General features: G+C 68.9%; 11 protein-coding genes. 4 read left to right on the top strand and 7 right to left on the bottom strand.

The window, feature by feature from the left end; genetic code table 11:
* Positions 1 to 170 precede the first annotated feature (170 nt).
* From hpf to CVV72_RS35730, 7 genes are all read right to left on the bottom strand, one after another.
* Positions 171 to 860, bottom strand: a complete 690-nt coding sequence (hpf, locus tag CVV72_RS35760) for a ribosome hibernation-promoting factor, HPF/YfiA family (protein WP_219148550.1) — start codon at positions 858 to 860, stop codon at positions 171 to 173.
* Between the two features lie 552 nt (positions 861 to 1,412).
* Entirely contained in the window at positions 1,413 to 2,051 is a 639-nt protein-coding gene (locus tag CVV72_RS35755; RefSeq protein ID WP_219148547.1) for a ComF family protein, read from the bottom strand.
* Between the two features lie 477 nt (positions 2,052 to 2,528).
* Positions 2,529 to 4,256: an LpqB family beta-propeller domain-containing protein gene (locus tag CVV72_RS35750; RefSeq protein ID WP_219148545.1), complete on the bottom strand. Its 1,728-nt coding sequence runs from the start codon at positions 4,254 to 4,256 to the stop codon at positions 2,529 to 2,531.
* Positions 4,253 to 5,968, bottom strand: coding sequence for an MtrAB system histidine kinase MtrB (gene mtrB, locus CVV72_RS35745; protein WP_255632370.1), 1,716 nt, complete (start codon positions 5,966 to 5,968; stop codon positions 4,253 to 4,255). The genes CVV72_RS35750 and mtrB overlap by 4 nt, the downstream gene beginning before the upstream one ends.
* 7 nt (positions 5,969 to 5,975) lie before the next feature.
* Positions 5,976 to 6,653: an MtrAB system response regulator MtrA gene (gene mtrA, locus CVV72_RS35740; protein ID WP_005150760.1), complete on the bottom strand. Its 678-nt coding sequence runs from the start codon at positions 6,651 to 6,653 to the stop codon at positions 5,976 to 5,978.
* 199 nt (positions 6,654 to 6,852) lie between these two features.
* Entirely contained in the window at positions 6,853 to 7,989 is a 1,137-nt protein-coding gene (locus tag CVV72_RS35735; RefSeq protein ID WP_219148543.1) for an NAD(P)/FAD-dependent oxidoreductase, read from the bottom strand.
* Positions 7,986 to 8,303, bottom strand: coding sequence for a bifunctional 3-phenylpropionate/cinnamic acid dioxygenase ferredoxin subunit (locus CVV72_RS35730; protein ID WP_219148541.1), 318 nt, complete (start codon positions 8,301 to 8,303; stop codon positions 7,986 to 7,988). Before CVV72_RS35730 ends, CVV72_RS35735 begins: the two co-directional genes overlap by 4 nt.
* Before the next feature lie 153 nt (positions 8,304 to 8,456).
* Between CVV72_RS35730 and CVV72_RS35725 the strand changes: the two genes are divergently transcribed.
* From CVV72_RS35725 to CVV72_RS35710, 4 genes are all read left to right on the top strand, one after another.
* Positions 8,457 to 9,242 (top strand): IclR family transcriptional regulator, encoded by a 786-nt coding sequence (locus tag CVV72_RS35725; protein WP_219148539.1) that lies wholly within the window; start codon positions 8,457 to 8,459, stop codon positions 9,240 to 9,242.
* A gap of 172 nt (positions 9,243 to 9,414) precedes the next feature.
* On the top strand, positions 9,415 to 11,853 hold the full coding sequence (locus tag CVV72_RS35720) for an FAD-dependent oxidoreductase (protein WP_219148537.1): 2,439 nt from the start codon (positions 9,415 to 9,417) through the stop codon (positions 11,851 to 11,853).
* Positions 11,850 to 12,995, top strand: coding sequence for an N-methyl-L-tryptophan oxidase (gene solA / locus CVV72_RS35715; protein WP_219148535.1), 1,146 nt, complete (start codon positions 11,850 to 11,852; stop codon positions 12,993 to 12,995). The genes CVV72_RS35720 and solA overlap by 4 nt, the downstream gene beginning before the upstream one ends.
* Complete coding sequence (locus CVV72_RS35710) at positions 12,992 to 14,104, top strand: aromatic ring-hydroxylating dioxygenase subunit alpha (RefSeq protein WP_219148534.1); 1,113 nt, start codon at positions 12,992 to 12,994, stop codon at positions 14,102 to 14,104. The genes solA and CVV72_RS35710 overlap by 4 nt, the downstream gene beginning before the upstream one ends.
* Positions 14,105 to 14,280: the final 176 nt, after the last annotated feature.

The raw sequence follows: 14,280 nt of genomic DNA, 5'->3' as shown, positions 1-14,280 counted from the left end.
TCTCGTACGCGGCGATGCCTGGTAACGCACCACCGTCCGCCCCCCATCGTAGGGAACACCTCGGTGTTCGCGCACGCACCGTCGGTCGGTACCTGATGAGTCCCGGCCGATCCGGACATGACGGCGGCCCGCACGGGACGCGTGCGGGCCGCCGCTGGACGTGGGGCCGGCTAACTCAGCCGGATGACGCCGTAGTCGAAGCCTCGCCTCCGATAGACGACGCTCGGGCACCCGGCGTCGGAGTCGTTGAACAGGTAGAAGTCGTGACCGACCAGTTCCATCTCGTAGAGAGCCTGGTCGACCGTCATGGGCTCCGCGTCGTGCTTCTTCTCGCGGACGACGCGACCGGGCTGGTGTTCGGTCACCCCGTCATCCCAGCGCTGCTGCTGGGGCATCTCGAAGTCACCGCTCTCGACAGCGAAACCGTTGGCCATGGGTTCGGCCTCCGGCGCTTCGAGCACAGCGGTACCCGCCAGATGTCGGGTGTCGGTGATCATTCCGCCGGCGGCCGCCATCGAAGTCGCCTCGGCGACGGATTCCGGGCGGCTGCGGCCGTAGTGCACGCGCCGGCGGTCGTGTGTCTTCCGCAACCTGTTTTCGAGCTTGTTCAGTGCGGAATCCAGCGCTGCGTAGAAGTCGCCGGCACACGCTTCGGCGCGTACGGCGGGGCCGCGGCCCTTACCGGTGATTTCGACGCGCTGGCAGTTCTTCGACTGCCGGCGATTGGGCTCGTGGAAGAGCTCCACGTCGTAACGGATGACCTTCTTGTCGTAGCGCTCTAGCCGGGCCAGCTTTTCGCTGACGAGTGCCCGATAGTGGTCGGGCACCTCCACGTTGCGGCCCTTAACGACGATGTCCATACACGACCTCCCTCGCTGAAATGTCTGCGAGCTGTAGATGTGTTCACTAGGGCGCCGGTAATGCGGGGACGAAGCCCGGATCGCGGGCGATGAGGGAACTCGGCATACGGCCACGACGTCTCGTGTCGGATGTCCGAGCGCGGACTCAGCGCGGCTCCGGCGCCAGGGACATGGGCTGGTCACCTCCCTGCCTGCCGGGATTGCTGATAGCGCTGCACGTTAGCTGCATCACGCCGCGAGCAACAGCCCCCGAGCCGGGGGATATCAGGACGTGAGACCTCGTCACCGCACGCGACGAAGACCGTGCGGCCAGCGCGACAATCCGGCCTGTCGGGCGTCGCCCCCGTGATTTGTTTTCACGCGGACGGCGCAAGCCTTCGGACAGGAAAAAGCGGAGGGTGCCTAGATCACCGGCCCCGAGGGAATCCGCCGCCACCCCGGTGGAGTGGCGGGCCGTCGGAGTGTTCCCCTCAAGCTCCCTCATATCCCGTCAACGCCCTTGTACCCATTCCCGTTCCCGATCATTCATCACTCTTGTAGGTGACGGCCCGATCACCCGGCGGCGGCCAGCGCCACCACCGCCGAAACGTGAATTCCGCTTATGTCCAAAAACCGCGTACAAGCGGCGGCGGTCGCTCCGGTTGTGACGACGTCGTCAAGAAGCACGACCTTCTCCCGGCAGGCTCCCGGGGCCAGGCGTAGGCGTCCGTCCAGATTCGACGCCCGCTCGGCGCGAGTGAGCCCCACGGCGTCGCGAACCCCGGCTCCGAGCCGGAGGATCGGTGCCACGGTCGCAGACTTTCCCTTTCCTGCCAGCACTTTCACGCATTCGTCGGCGATGCGCCGGACGTGCGGACCGCCGCGCACACGCGAGGCGTGCCGTCGCGAAGGGACCGGTACGAGACACGGCTCAGGCTCCGGATCGGGCAGCTGGGAGAGCGCTTCGGCGACCACCCGCCCGAAGGAGGGGGCGAGGTCGCGGCGGCCGCGTTCCTTGTAGGCGAGGATCAGGCGGCGGGCCTCATCCGCGTAGGGCGCCAGGGCGTACACGGGCACGAGACCGGCCGTCGGACCGCGGGTGATTTCGCCGAGCGAACCCCAAACGGTCTGGCAAGTGGCGCAACAGGGCGCGCCCGGCGCTCCGCAGGACGCGCAGCGGGCGGGGATGAGGAGATCGAGGAGTTTGGACATGGGGCGAGTGTCGGCCGGGGCTCCGACAGTTCCGGCGCCCGTTGTGTCGTGAGAGGTCCGGTTTGGACCGTTTTCGTCCTAAGGGGACCGGTCATGACCGCAGTTTTGGAGAAGGCCTCGGGGGCTTCGCTCCCTTCGCAACGCTTCGCTTCCCTTCGCACGCCTGGGCGGAAGTCCGTGAAGGCCCCCTTGCCTACCCTCAAGGTAGTGAAGGAGTCCTTCACGGACTTCCGCGGCCACACCGGGATCGCTAGCGTCGCTAGGAAAGCTAGCGTTACTAAAGGTCCCTTGCTCCCCACTGGAGGGGCTGCTGGGGCTCCTGTGGCACCGGCGCGCGTTGCGAAAGCCACAGTTCGCAACGGTGAAGGTTGCACTGTGGCTTTCGCAACGCGCCTGCCGGCCGACGGACCACAAAGCGACCACCCACCCGCCAAGTGAAGGCCCCCTTTTCGCAGGGAAGGGCCTCCATGTGGCCGCTCAGCCCGGGTAGAACGGGTCCGCATCGGTGACGGTGTGCGCCTGCGGCCGCCAGACTTCGCCCAGCTCGGAGGCGACCCAGAGCCCGCCCGCGTCCGCGACCAGGTTCTGCCTGCTCGGCGCCGCGGTGACGCCGTGCACGGGCGGGGTCAGGTTCGAGCCGCTGAAGGGGTCCATCCGCTGCCCGTCCAGCGGCACCTTGACCACCGGCAGCGAGGTCGACGACGTCGCGGCGATGAGGTGGTCCTGGGTCGCCCAGTCGACGTCGACGACGTCCTTGAGATCGCGTTCCTGCAATTTCCGCGGTGCCCGCAGGGCCACCGAATCCGCCGTCCGCACGATCGAGGCGACCACCAGCTGCCCGTTGACCACCGCGGCCAGCCGTGAACCGTCGCGCGAAAGGCGCAGTTCGGTGATCTGGCCGAGGCCGGTGAGCATGGTCGCGTCGACGCCGGCCTTCACCCAGCGGCCGTCGGCGGCCAGGGTGACCCTGGCGACGGTGTTGTGGTCGACGACCGTCCAGACCTCGCCGGAGACCCCGCCGCCACGGGCGACCGGCCGCCACGTGGGACGGCTCAGGCTTCCGCCGAACAGGTCCACCGAAGCGAGGTCGTGCCCGAGGTCGCCGACCCGGAGCCACTGCCTGCCCTCGCGTTCTTCGACCACCGCGAGCCGTTTCCCGTCGACGGACTGCGCGGCGCTGACGACTTTATAACCGCCGTTGCCCGCGGGCCCGCCGACCGGCTGCCCGTCGCCGAGCGACCGGACCCGGCCGTTCACGGTCATCAGGCCCAGCAGTTCCGAGTTGGGCGCGATGTCCACGTTGTAGTTCGGCAGCTCGCTGGAGCGCCAGTACTCCCGGTCCGGCACCAGCGCGGTGCCGTCCGCCAGCAACCGGATCCGGCTCAGCGTCACCGTCTGCAGCGAGAGGACGATCTGCGCGGCGATCAGGTTCCGGTCCGCGAGGCTGGCCCCGCCGACACCGGTCAGGTTGATGTCCAGTGTGCCGTCGTCCGTGCTGCGGACGTTGCTTTCGGTGGTGACCTGGTCGCCGAGCAGATCCTTGACCGCGCCCTTCAGCCCTTCGGACGGTCCCTGCAGCACCAGGTCCATCACCCGGCCGGGCAATCCGGCCTGCGGTTTCGCCGCGACGTAGCGGAGGTCGGGGACGAAGGCGCCGGAGTCGGGCGAGTAGAAGCTGATCGGCACCCGGAAGTAGTTGAGCGCGAAATCCTCGTCGGTGACGGCGAGTTCCTGCGGCGGGTCCACGATCCGCCACTGGCCGTTCGGCTGCTTCCGCAGTTTGAACTGCTGCGAGTACTCGGCCTTCACCGGGATGAACGCGCTGTCGGGGCTCAGGTTGCCCAGTTTGAACCCGCGGACGTTCACCACCTGCTCGTCCGGGTTCCCGGACGACGACGCGGTGTCGTAGACGGTGCCGAAGGTGTCGTCGATGATCGTCAGCCCCTGCGAGGGCTTCCAGTTGCGCCGGGCCTCCTCGTCGAGGTACACCCGCGCGTTGGCGTTCGCCGTGCCCGGTGTCGCGGAGTTGCGGATGAACTGACGGGTGACGGTCAGCGGGTCGATCCCGGCCGCCGGCTCGGCGACGTCGGCGGGTACCTGCCCGGGTTTGTCCCCGGAGACGACGGCGGGCTGGGATTCGAGCGGGATGTTCGCGCAGCCCGCGAGCAGCAGCAGCACCGCGAGCAGGGGCAGCAGCCGTTTCACCGGCCGACCTCCTCTGGCTCGGCGAGGATCGCGTCGGGGGCGGGCCGGACTTCGAGCAGCCCGGACGACCCGTGCGGGTCCGTCGGAGTGTGATCGGACGGGGGCAGGACCAGCGGGCTCTCCCCCATCGGCGTGTCCTGCCGCCGCGGCAGCACGAGCCGGAAACAGGCGCCGTGGCCGGTCTCGCCCCACGCGTCGAGCACGCCGCCGTGCAGGCGGGCGTCCTCCTGGCTGATCGCGAGGCCGAGCCCGGTGCCGCCGGTCCGGCGGTTACGGGACGGGTCGGCGCGCCAGAACCGGTTGAACACCAGTTCCGCCTCGCCCGGTCGCAGCCCGACACCGTGGTCCCGCACGGTGATGGCGACCGCGGTCTCGTTGACCGCGAGGGTCAGCACCACCGGGTTCCCCTCGCTGTGGTCCACCGCGTTGGCCAGCAGGTTGCGCAGGATCCGCTCGACGCGGCGCGCGTCGACCTCGGCATACGCCTCCTCCTCCGGGAGGACCAGTTCGACCGAACTGCCCGCGTTGCCCGCGATCACGCGGACCTGTTCGACGGCCCTGGTCGCGATCGGCCGGACGTCGATCAGCTCGGCGGAGAGTTCCTCGACGCCCGCGTCGAGCCTGCTGATCTCCAGCAGGTCGCCGAGCAGCGCCTCGAACCGGTCGAGCTCGTCGACGAGCAGTTCGGTGGAGCGCGCGAGCCCGGCCGGGAACTGTTCGCGCGACGCGTGCAGCACGTCGGCGGCCATCCGGACGGTGGTCAGCGGGGTCCGCAGCTCGTGCGAGACGTCGGAGGTGAACCGGCGCTGCAGGCCGCCGAACTCCTCCAGCTGGCGGATCTGCCGCTGGATGCTCGCGGCCATCTCGTTGTAGGACACGGCGAGTTTGGCCAGATCGTCCTCGCCGAGCACGGCGAGGCGCTGGTCGAGTGCCCCGCCCGCGAACTGTTCGGCCGCCGCGGCGGCCTGCCGGACCGGCCGGACCACCTGTCTGGTGACGAGGTTCGTGATCCCGGCCAGCAGGAGCAGCAGGACGAGCCCGCCGACGAGCAGCGTGTTCTGCACGGTCGAGACGGTGTTCTGCTCGCTGGTGAGCGGGTACAGCAGGTAGAGCTGGAGCGGGTTGATCATCGTGCTCACCGGCGCGCCGACGATCAGATACGTCGTCTTGCCGCCGTCGGCATCGGTGACCGTGTGGATCAGGAAGCTGACCTGCTCGGTCTCCACGAACTGGCGCAGCCGCTCCGGCACCTTGTCGTAGGGGCCCGCGAACGCCGGCTTGTTCGACTGGTCACGGCCACCCGCGGCCAGCACTGGCTCGAAGGTGCCCGCGGCCGATCCGGCGCTGTCCTGCGAAGTCGTCGTGCTGGAGATCTTCTTGAGCGCGTTCTTCATCCGCGCGGTCAGCGCTTCGGGGCTTTCGGTGCCGACGCCCACCAGTTCACCGGCCGCGGTCTCGACGATCGCCTTCGTCTGCGCGATCGCCGCGTTCTGCTTGGTCTCCAGCAGCCGTTCGGTGATCTGGTTCTGCAGCACCATGCCGAGCACGAACACCACGGCCGACGACAGCGCCAGCGTGGACACCGTGACCCGGAACTGCAGCGAATGCCGCCACAGTTCGTTGAACGAGACGACCTTGCGGCGCACGAAAACCACGATGCGCCGGAAGTGGCGCATCGTGGTCTGGGCGAGCTTTCGCAAGCGTCCGTTCATGGGGTGATCACGGCGGGCCGGCCTTATACCCGACACCGCGAACGGTCAACACCACCTCGGGGTGTTCCGGGTCCTTCTCCACCTTCGAACGCAGCCGCTGGACGTGCACGTTCACCAGCCGGGTGTCGGCGGCGTGGCGATATCCCCACACCTGCTCGAGGAGCACCTCGCGGGTGAACACCTGACGCGGCTTGCGGGCGAGCGCGACCAGCAGGTCGAACTCGAGCGGGGTCAGCGGAATGGCCTTGCCCTCGCGCGTCACCTCGTGGCCGGGGACGTCGATGGCGAGGTCGCCGATCGTCAGCGACTCGGCGGGCTCGGCCTCGGTGCGGCGCATCCTGGCGCGGACGCGGGCCACGAGCTCCTTCGGTTTGAAGGGCTTGACCACGTAGTCGTCGGCCCCCGACTCGAGCCCGAGGACGATGTCCACGGTGTCGCTCTTGGCGGTGAGCATCACGATCGGCACGCCGGACTCGGCCCGGATCGCCTTGCAGACGTCGATGCCGTTCATCCCGGGCAGCATGAGGTCGAGGAGGACCAGGTCCGGTTTCAGCTCACGAAGCGCGGGCAGCGCCCGTGAGCCGTCGGCCACGACGGCTGTGTCGAACCCCTCCCCACGCAGCACGATGGTGAGCATCTCCGCGAGAGCAGGGTCGTCGTCGACGACCAGAACACGTGCCTTCATAAACCTATGTTCGCACTAGTTTCCCCGCGCGAGCGCGCGACCCGGCGATGTGACCACCAGAAAGATCATCGAATCGGGCAAATTGCTCCATCCGAGTAGGGTCTTCTGGCCCTGGAGCATGGCGGCGGAGCTGGGGATGTACCCGGAAAAGTGACCGACGCGTGATGGACGGCAGGCAGCGTCCCGCCGATGCCGGACGCTAGAGGGCGCGCCGGAGCCTGGTGAACGGCCGCGAGGAGTCGATCGCGAACACACCGGCCAGGACGTCGCCGCGGTGATAGGTCGCGACGAACCGCTTCGAAGCGACGTCGCCTTCGGCGATCCGCACGTCTTCCGTGGCCACTCCGGCGAATTGGAGCCGCCGTCCGTACTGATCGGACCAAAAGTAACCGTGCCGGGCGAAATGCGTGACGGTCGAGCCGGCGAGCAGGTTCGCGACCCCGACGCCCGGCTGTTCCGCGGCCGCCGTCCAGTGCTCGGCGCGGACCCGCCTGCCGCGCACAGGGCAGCGGTACCGCGCGACGTCACCCACCGCGATCACTCGGGGATTCGCTGTGACACAGCCGGAATCGACCAGCACCCCGTCGTCGACGGCGAGCCCGGACCCGGCCAGCCATTCGGTGGCGGGCCGCGACCCCACTCCGGCGACGACGAGATCGGCGGGGAGCTCGCGGCCATCGGCGAGCCGGACGCCGGTGACGCGGCCGTCGCCGTCGAACCCGGCGACGGGGACGCCCGTGATCAGCCGGACGTCGTTCTCGGCGTGCAGTTCCCCGCACACCGCGCCCATCCGAGCGCCGAGGACGGCGGCGAGCGGCACCGGCATCGCCTCGACCACGGTCACCGCGTGCCCGAGCAGACGGCACGCGGACGCGACCTCCGCGCCGATGAATCCCGCTCCGATGACGACGACCGAAGAAGGGCCCGCTGCGAGAGCGGCTTTCAGCCCGACTGCGTCCTCGAGGGTCCGCAAGGTGTGGACGCCGGAAAGATTCCTTGCCGCACCGAGGTTTCTGGCCACCGCACCGGTCGCGATGACGTAGCCGTCGGCGGTGATCGTGCTGCCGTCGCCGAGCGTCACGCCTTCGCGGCCGAGCTTCTCGGCGCGGACACCGAGACGCCATTCGGCGGCCAGCGCGTCGAAATCGTCCTGCCCGGCGAGCGCGAGGTCGCCGGCGGAAACCTTGCCCAGCAAGAAATCCTTCGACAGCGGCGGCCGGTCGTACGGCGGTTCGGCGCCGATCATCACCAGCCGCCCGTCGAAACCACGCCCGCGCAACTCCTGTGCCGCGCGAAGCCCGGCCAGCGAGGTGCCGACGACGGCGACCGATCTCAAGCCACTTCCCGGCGCGCCTCGGTGTCCACGTAGATCACGCCGTCCGCGATCACGACCGGGTACGTGCGCACGGCGTTCTTGGCCGGCAGGCAGTCCGGGGCGCCGGTCCGCAGATCGAAGCGCGCGGCGTGCAGCGGGCATTCGACATAGCAGCCCTCGATCCAGCCGTCCGCGAGCGACGCGTCCTGATGGCTGCAGGTGTCGTCGAGGGCGTAATAGGCGCCCTCGGCATGGAAGACCGAGACGGGAACGGGGCCCGGCAAGCGGAGGGATTCGCCTTCGGGCAGTTCGGAGACGGAGCAGGCACGGATCATCGGGGCCTCCGGGGAAAGGACCGACGGTTTGATGATGTTGCGTATTACGAGACGGGACGTGCTCTGCGCAACAATCACCCCGGAGGGGCCGATACGTCAAGGGATTCGCCCACTCAGCCGAGCGGATGCGGGCGAAACGGCTACTGTTGCGTCATGCGGAACCAGGACGCGGGGAACGCAACGCCCAGTCAGGTGCAGTCCGTCGACCGTGCGATCAGCGTGCTGGAACTGCTGGCGCGCAACGGGGAAACCGGTATCACCGAGATCGCGGGCGAACTCGGCGTGCACAAGTCGACGGCGTCGCGCCTGCTGAGCGTCCTGGAGAACCGCGGCCTCGTCGAGCAGCTCGGCGACCGCGGGAAGTACGCGATCGGCTTCGGCGTCGTCCGGCTCGCCGGCGCGGCCACCGGCCGGATGGACCTGGCGAAACTCGGCAGGCAGACCTGCCAGGGCCTGGCGGAGACGCTCGGCGAGACGGTCAACATCGCGATCGCCGACGACGGCGTCGCGATCAACGTCAGCCAGGCCCGCGGCTCGGCCGCGATCTCCACGCAGAACTGGACCGGGCAGCGCACTCCCCTGCACGCGACGTCCAGCGGAAAGGTGCTGCTCGCGTACCTGGGCGACGCGGAGCGCAAACGTTTGCTCCGGCGGAAGCTCGAACGGTTCACGCCGCGGACCACGGTCGATCCCGACGAGCTGGCCGCCGAGCTGGAGCGGGTCGCCGAGGACGGGTACGCGGCCTGCTTCGAGGAGCTGGAGCTGGGGATGCACGCGGTCGCGGTGCCGGTGCGCGGCCCCGGCGGCGACGTCGTCGCGGCGATGAGCGCTTCGGGCCCGTCGTACCGGCTTTCGAAACAGCGCGTACGGCAGATCGTCCGGCCGCTGACCGAGGCGTCGGCGGATCTTTCGGCACAGCTGGGGTATTTCGCGGAGTGACGTGACCCCGCAAGCAGGTGACTGGTTGCGGGGCTCTTGACAGCGCGCCCGCACGTGCCGCACTTTGTTGCTGAAGACGGAACAACGTGCCTCATCCGCAACAGCGCCTGTCACCCCGATGCCCTTGTGTCCTTTGTGGACTCTCCAGGGCAGGCAGGAGGTACCCCTCACCATGCCCCCAGGACCCCGCGTCGTCGTGATCGGCGCCGGCATCGTCGGCTGCGCGCTCGCCGACGAGCTCACCGAACGTGGCTGGACCGACCTCACCGTGCTGGACCAGGGCGACCTGTTCACCACCGGCGGATCGAGTTCGCACGCACCCGGTCTGGTCTTCCAGACCAACTCCTGCCGCACGATGACCGGGTTCGCCGCGTACACCGTCGCGAAGTACGGCGCGCTCGACCTCGACGGGAACCCGTGTTTCCGGCCCGTCGGCGGGCTGGAGGTGGCCACGACGCCGGAGCGGCTCGACGATCTCAAGCGGCGGCACGGCTGGGCCACCGCGTCCGGCGTCGAAAGCAGGCTCGTCGAACCGGCCGAATGCGCCGCGCTGCATCCGCTGCTCGATCCGGCCAAGGTGCTCGGCGGATTCCACATCCCCTCCGACGGCCTGGCCGAACCCCTGCGCGCCGCCGAGGCGCAGGCACGCCGCGCGATCGCGCGCGGTGCGAAGTTCCTCTCGCACCAGAAGGTGATCGGGGTCGAGCGGTCGGGCGGCCGGGTCACCGGCGTCACCACCGAGACCGGGAGCTTCCGCGCGGACATCGTGCTCTCGTGCGCCGGGATGTGGGGGCCGTTGCTCGGCGAGCTGGTGGACCTCGCGATCCCGCTCGTGCCGATGGCGCACCAGTACGCGCGCACCAGCCCGCTGCCGTCTCTCGCCGGAGTGACCGAGGAGGCCACGCGGCCGATCCTGCGGCACCAGGACGCCGACCTCTACTTCCGCGAGCACGTCGACCGGATCGGCATCGGCGCGTACGGGCACCGTCCGATGCCCCTGCCTCCCCACGAGATCGGCGCCGGCGAGGGGATGCCGTCGGAGCTCGCGTTCACCCCCGCGGATTTCGAGCCGTCCTGGGCCGCCGCCGTCGGCCTGCTGCCGTCGCTGGGCGAGACCAAGGTCGAGGAGGGCATCAACGGCCTGTTCTCCTTCACCCCGGACGGCATGCCCTTGCTGGGCGAACATCCGGACCTCGACGGGTTCTGGGTCGCCGAAGCCGTGTGGATCACGCATTCGGCCGGCGTCGCCAGGGCCATGGCGCGGTGGCTCGTCGACGGCCAGCCCGGCGTGGATCTGCACGGCTGCGACCTCGCCCGGTTCGAGCGGGTGCAGCTCGCCCCGGACTACGTCATGGCGCGCAGCTGCCGGAGCTTCACCGAGGTCTACGACATCGTCCATCCCTTGCAGCCCATGGAAGAACCGCGGCCACTGCGGATGAGCCCCTTTCATGAAAGGCAGCAGGAACTCGGCGCGTTCTTCCTCGAAGCGAGCGGCTGGGAACGTCCGCACTGGTACGAGGCGAACGCGGACCTCCCGGAGGTCGATCTCGTCCCGGCGCGCAACGACTGGGCCGCGCGGTACTGGTCGCCTATCGGCGGCGCCGAAGCGCTGGTCGCTCGGCAACGGGTCGCGATGTTCGACATGACGTCGCTGAAGCGGGTGGAGGTCACCGGGCCCGGGGCGTTGCCGTTCCTGCAGACGATGACCACCAACCAGCTCGACAAGAAGCCCGGTTCGGTCACCTACACGCTGTTGCTCGACGAGGACGGCGGCGTGCGCAGCGACTTGACCGTCGCCCGGCTCGGCGCCGAAAGGTTCCAGGTCGGCGTCAACAGCGCGATCGACATCGACTGGCTGCGGCGGCATCTCCCCGGCGACGGCGCCGCGCAGATCCACGAAACCACACCGGGAACCTGCTGTATCGGACTCTGGGGCCCGCTCGCCAGGGCGGTGCTCCAGCCACTGTCCACAACGGACTTTTCGCACAGGGCGATGGGCTATTTCAAGACGAAACAGGCGTACGTCGGCCTGGTGCCGGTGACCGCGATGCGACTGTCCTATGTGGGCGAACTCGGCTGGGAGCTGTACACGAGCGCCGACCTCGGCCGCCGATTGTGGGACACGCTCTGGGAAGCCGGGCAGGCGCACGGGATCATCGCCGCCGGCCGGGAGGCCTTCTCCAGCATGCGGCTGGAGAAGGGATACCGGCTGTGGGGAACGGACGTCACCGCCGAACACGATCCGTACGAGGCCGGGCTCGGTTTCGCCGTGCGGATGGACAAGGGTTACTTCATCGGGCGGGACGCGCTGGCCGGCCGCTCGGCGGAGACGGTGACCAGGAAGCTGACCTGTCTCACCGTCGACGATCCGTACTCTGTCGTACTCGGCAAGGAGCCGGTGTTCGCCGACGGCCGTCCCGCCGGTTACGTCACGAGCGCCGCGTACGGCTACACCGTCGGCAAGAACATCGCGTACGCCTGGCTTCCGGTGGAGTTCACCCAGCCTGGCAGGCCGCTGGAGATCGAATACTTCGGCGAGCGGATCCCCGCCGTCGTCGCGCGTGAACCGCTGTTCGACCCCGGAATGCACCGGATCAGGAGCGCCGCATGAGCCATTACGACGTCATCGTCATCGGCCTCGGCGGGATGGGCAGCGCCGCGGCGTACCGGCTCGCCCGGCGAGGGCAGCGCGTGCTGGGCATCGACCGCTTCGCGCCCGTGCACAACCTCGGGTCCAGCCACGGCGGCTCGCGGATCACCCGGCAGGCGTACTTCGAGGATCCCGCCTACGTCCCGCTCCTGCTGCGGGCGCACGAACTCTGGGACGGGATCGAACGCGACTCCGGCCGGAAGATCTTCACCCGGTGCGGCGGGATCATGCTCGGCGGCCCCGAGTCCCGGACCGTGTCGGGAAGCCTGGCCAGCGCCCGGAAATGGGATCTGCCGCACGAGCTGCTGGACGCGGCGGAGATCCGGCGCCGGTTCCCGACGATGAACCCGGACGAGCACGAGATCGCCCTGTACGAGGAGAACGCCGGGTTCGTGGTGCCGGAAAGCAGCGTGGCCGCGCATCTCCAGCTCGCCGCGCGAGCCGGGGCGGAGCTGCACCACGAAGAGAAGGTCCTTTCGTGGCGGGAGACGGCAGGTGGTGTCCGGGTGGGGACGTCGCAGAACTTCTACACGGCGGACCAGCTCGTGGTCTGTCCCGGCGCCTGGGCACCGGACCTGCTTACCGAACTCGGGATCGACTTCACCATCGAACGGCAGGTCCAGTACTGGTTCGCGCCATCGGGCGGAGCGGAGCCGTTCCGCGCCGGGCGGCATCCGATCTACGTCTGGGAGGGCGAGAACGGCCGCCAGTTCTACGGTTTCCCCTCGCACGACGATGCCGGGACCGTGAAGGTCGCGTTCTTCCGCGGCGGTGAGACGTGCACGCCGGAGACCATCGACCGGACGGTGCACCCCGAGGAGGTCGACGAGATTTCGAGTTTCATCGGACGGAAGATGCCGTCGCTGCCCGGCGCTTTCCTGCGCGGGGCGACCTGCATGTACACGAACACACCCGACGAGCACTTCGTCATCTCCCGCCATCCCGCGCACGAACGCGTGGTGGTCGCCTGCGGGTTCTCCGGGCACGGCTTCAAGTTCGTCCCGGTGGTCGGTGAGATCGTCGCCGACCTGGTCGTGGACGGCACGACCGGGCATCCGGTCGCCCTGTTCGATCCCGCCCGGTTCGCCGGAGTCGCGAGATGACGAGTCTCATTCCCACGCTGAGCGGCGGCTACTACACCGATCCCGCGATCTTCGCGGCCGAGCAGGAAAAGATCTTCGAGCGCCAGTGGTTCTGCGCGGTCCGGGCGGCGGATCTGCCCTCGGCGGGCGACTTCCGGACCGTCCGGATCGGACGGGAGAGCGTGCTCGTCAGCCGCGGCCGGGACGGCGGTTTGCGGGCGTTCCTCAACGTCTGCCGCCATCGCGGGGCCCGGCTGTGCACCGAGGAATCGGGCACGGTGAAACGCGCGTTCCAGTGCCCGTACCACGCGTGGACCTACGGGCTCGACGGCAAGCTGATCGCGGCGCCGAACCTGGCGAACCTGCCCGACTTCGACCGAGCCGAGTACGGGCTGCACACCGTGCGGCTGCGGGAATGGCTGGGTTACGCGTGGGTCTGTCTCGCCGCGGACCCGCCGTCGTTCGAGGCCGGCGTCGAAGGCGCGGTGCGGGAACGGCTGGGCGATCTGGAGTCGATCGAGCGCTACGGTCTCGACCGGCTGTCGGTCGGGCGCCGGATCACCTACGACGTCAAGGCGAACTGGAAACTGATCGTCGAGAACTTCATGGAGTGCTACCACTGCGCGACCATCCATCCGGAGCTGACCGAGGTGCTGCCGGAATTCGCCGACGGGTACGCGGCGCAGTACTACGTCGGGCACGGCGCTGAATTCGGTGAGACCGTGGACGGCTTCACCATCGACGGCACGACCGGCTTCGACCGGCTCGACGGGGTCGCGAACGAACAGGACAGGCGGTACTACGCGATCACCATCCGGCCGCAGGTGTTCGTGAACCTGGTGCCGGACCACGTGATCTTCCACCGGATGTACCCGCTCGCGCCGGACCGGACGGTCGTCGAATGCGACTGGCTCTATTCCGGGGAGGTCGTGGCGTCGGGACGGGACGTGTCACGCTCGGTGGAGCTGTTCCATCGCGTCAACGAGCAGGATTTCGACGCCTGCGAACGCTGCCAGCCCGCGATGGCGTCCCGCGCCTACCGCGGCGGCGGGGTGCTGATGCCGTCCGAACATCACATCGGCGAGTTCCACTCGTGGCTGCTCACGCATTTGGAGGACGAAACGCGGTAGTCGCGCGCAAGGACCGCATCCAGAGGACTAATTGCGGAGGAGGGCAGTGGTGTGGACCCGGACGTACCGCCGGCCTGTTCTCGCGAGATGTCCACAAAGGACACGTCCCACCGAGCAGGCGCCCGCTTTATGCCGGAAGGCCCTATTTGACGTGGGCCTTTGTGGGCAGTTCAGGT

Origin of the sequence: Amycolatopsis sp. TNS106 (genome assembly GCF_019330265.1) — a bacterium.
Lineage (GTDB): Bacteria > Actinomycetota > Actinomycetes > Mycobacteriales > Pseudonocardiaceae > Amycolatopsis > Amycolatopsis lurida.
Note: the sequence above shows the minus strand (reverse complement) of the source record. Positions and strands in the feature narration are given on the sequence as shown.

Bases quoted from the DNA above. Each gene is read 5' to 3' on its own strand.
- CVV72_RS35730 (WP_219148541.1), bottom strand. From the start codon at position 8,303: ATGATCCGTGCCTGCTCCGTCTCCGAACTGCCCGAAGGCGAATCCCTC.
- mtrB (WP_255632370.1), bottom strand. From the start codon at position 5,968: ATGAACGGACGCTTGCGAAAGCTCGCCCAGACCACGATGCGCCACTTC.
- hpf (WP_219148550.1), bottom strand. From the start codon at position 860: ATGGACATCGTCGTTAAGGGCCGCAACGTGGAGGTGCCCGACCACTAT.
- mtrA (WP_005150760.1), bottom strand. From the start codon at position 6,653: ATGAAGGCACGTGTTCTGGTCGTCGACGACGACCCTGCTCTCGCGGAG.
- solA (WP_219148535.1), top strand. From the start codon at position 11,850: ATGAGCCATTACGACGTCATCGTCATCGGCCTCGGCGGGATGGGCAGC.
- CVV72_RS35755 (WP_219148547.1), bottom strand. From the start codon at position 2,051: ATGTCCAAACTCCTCGATCTCCTCATCCCCGCCCGCTGCGCGTCCTGC.
- CVV72_RS35710 (WP_219148534.1), top strand. From the start codon at position 12,992: ATGACGAGTCTCATTCCCACGCTGAGCGGCGGCTACTACACCGATCCC.
- CVV72_RS35725 (WP_219148539.1), top strand. From the start codon at position 8,457: ATGCGGAACCAGGACGCGGGGAACGCAACGCCCAGTCAGGTGCAGTCC.
- CVV72_RS35720 (WP_219148537.1), top strand. From the start codon at position 9,415: ATGCCCCCAGGACCCCGCGTCGTCGTGATCGGCGCCGGCATCGTCGGC.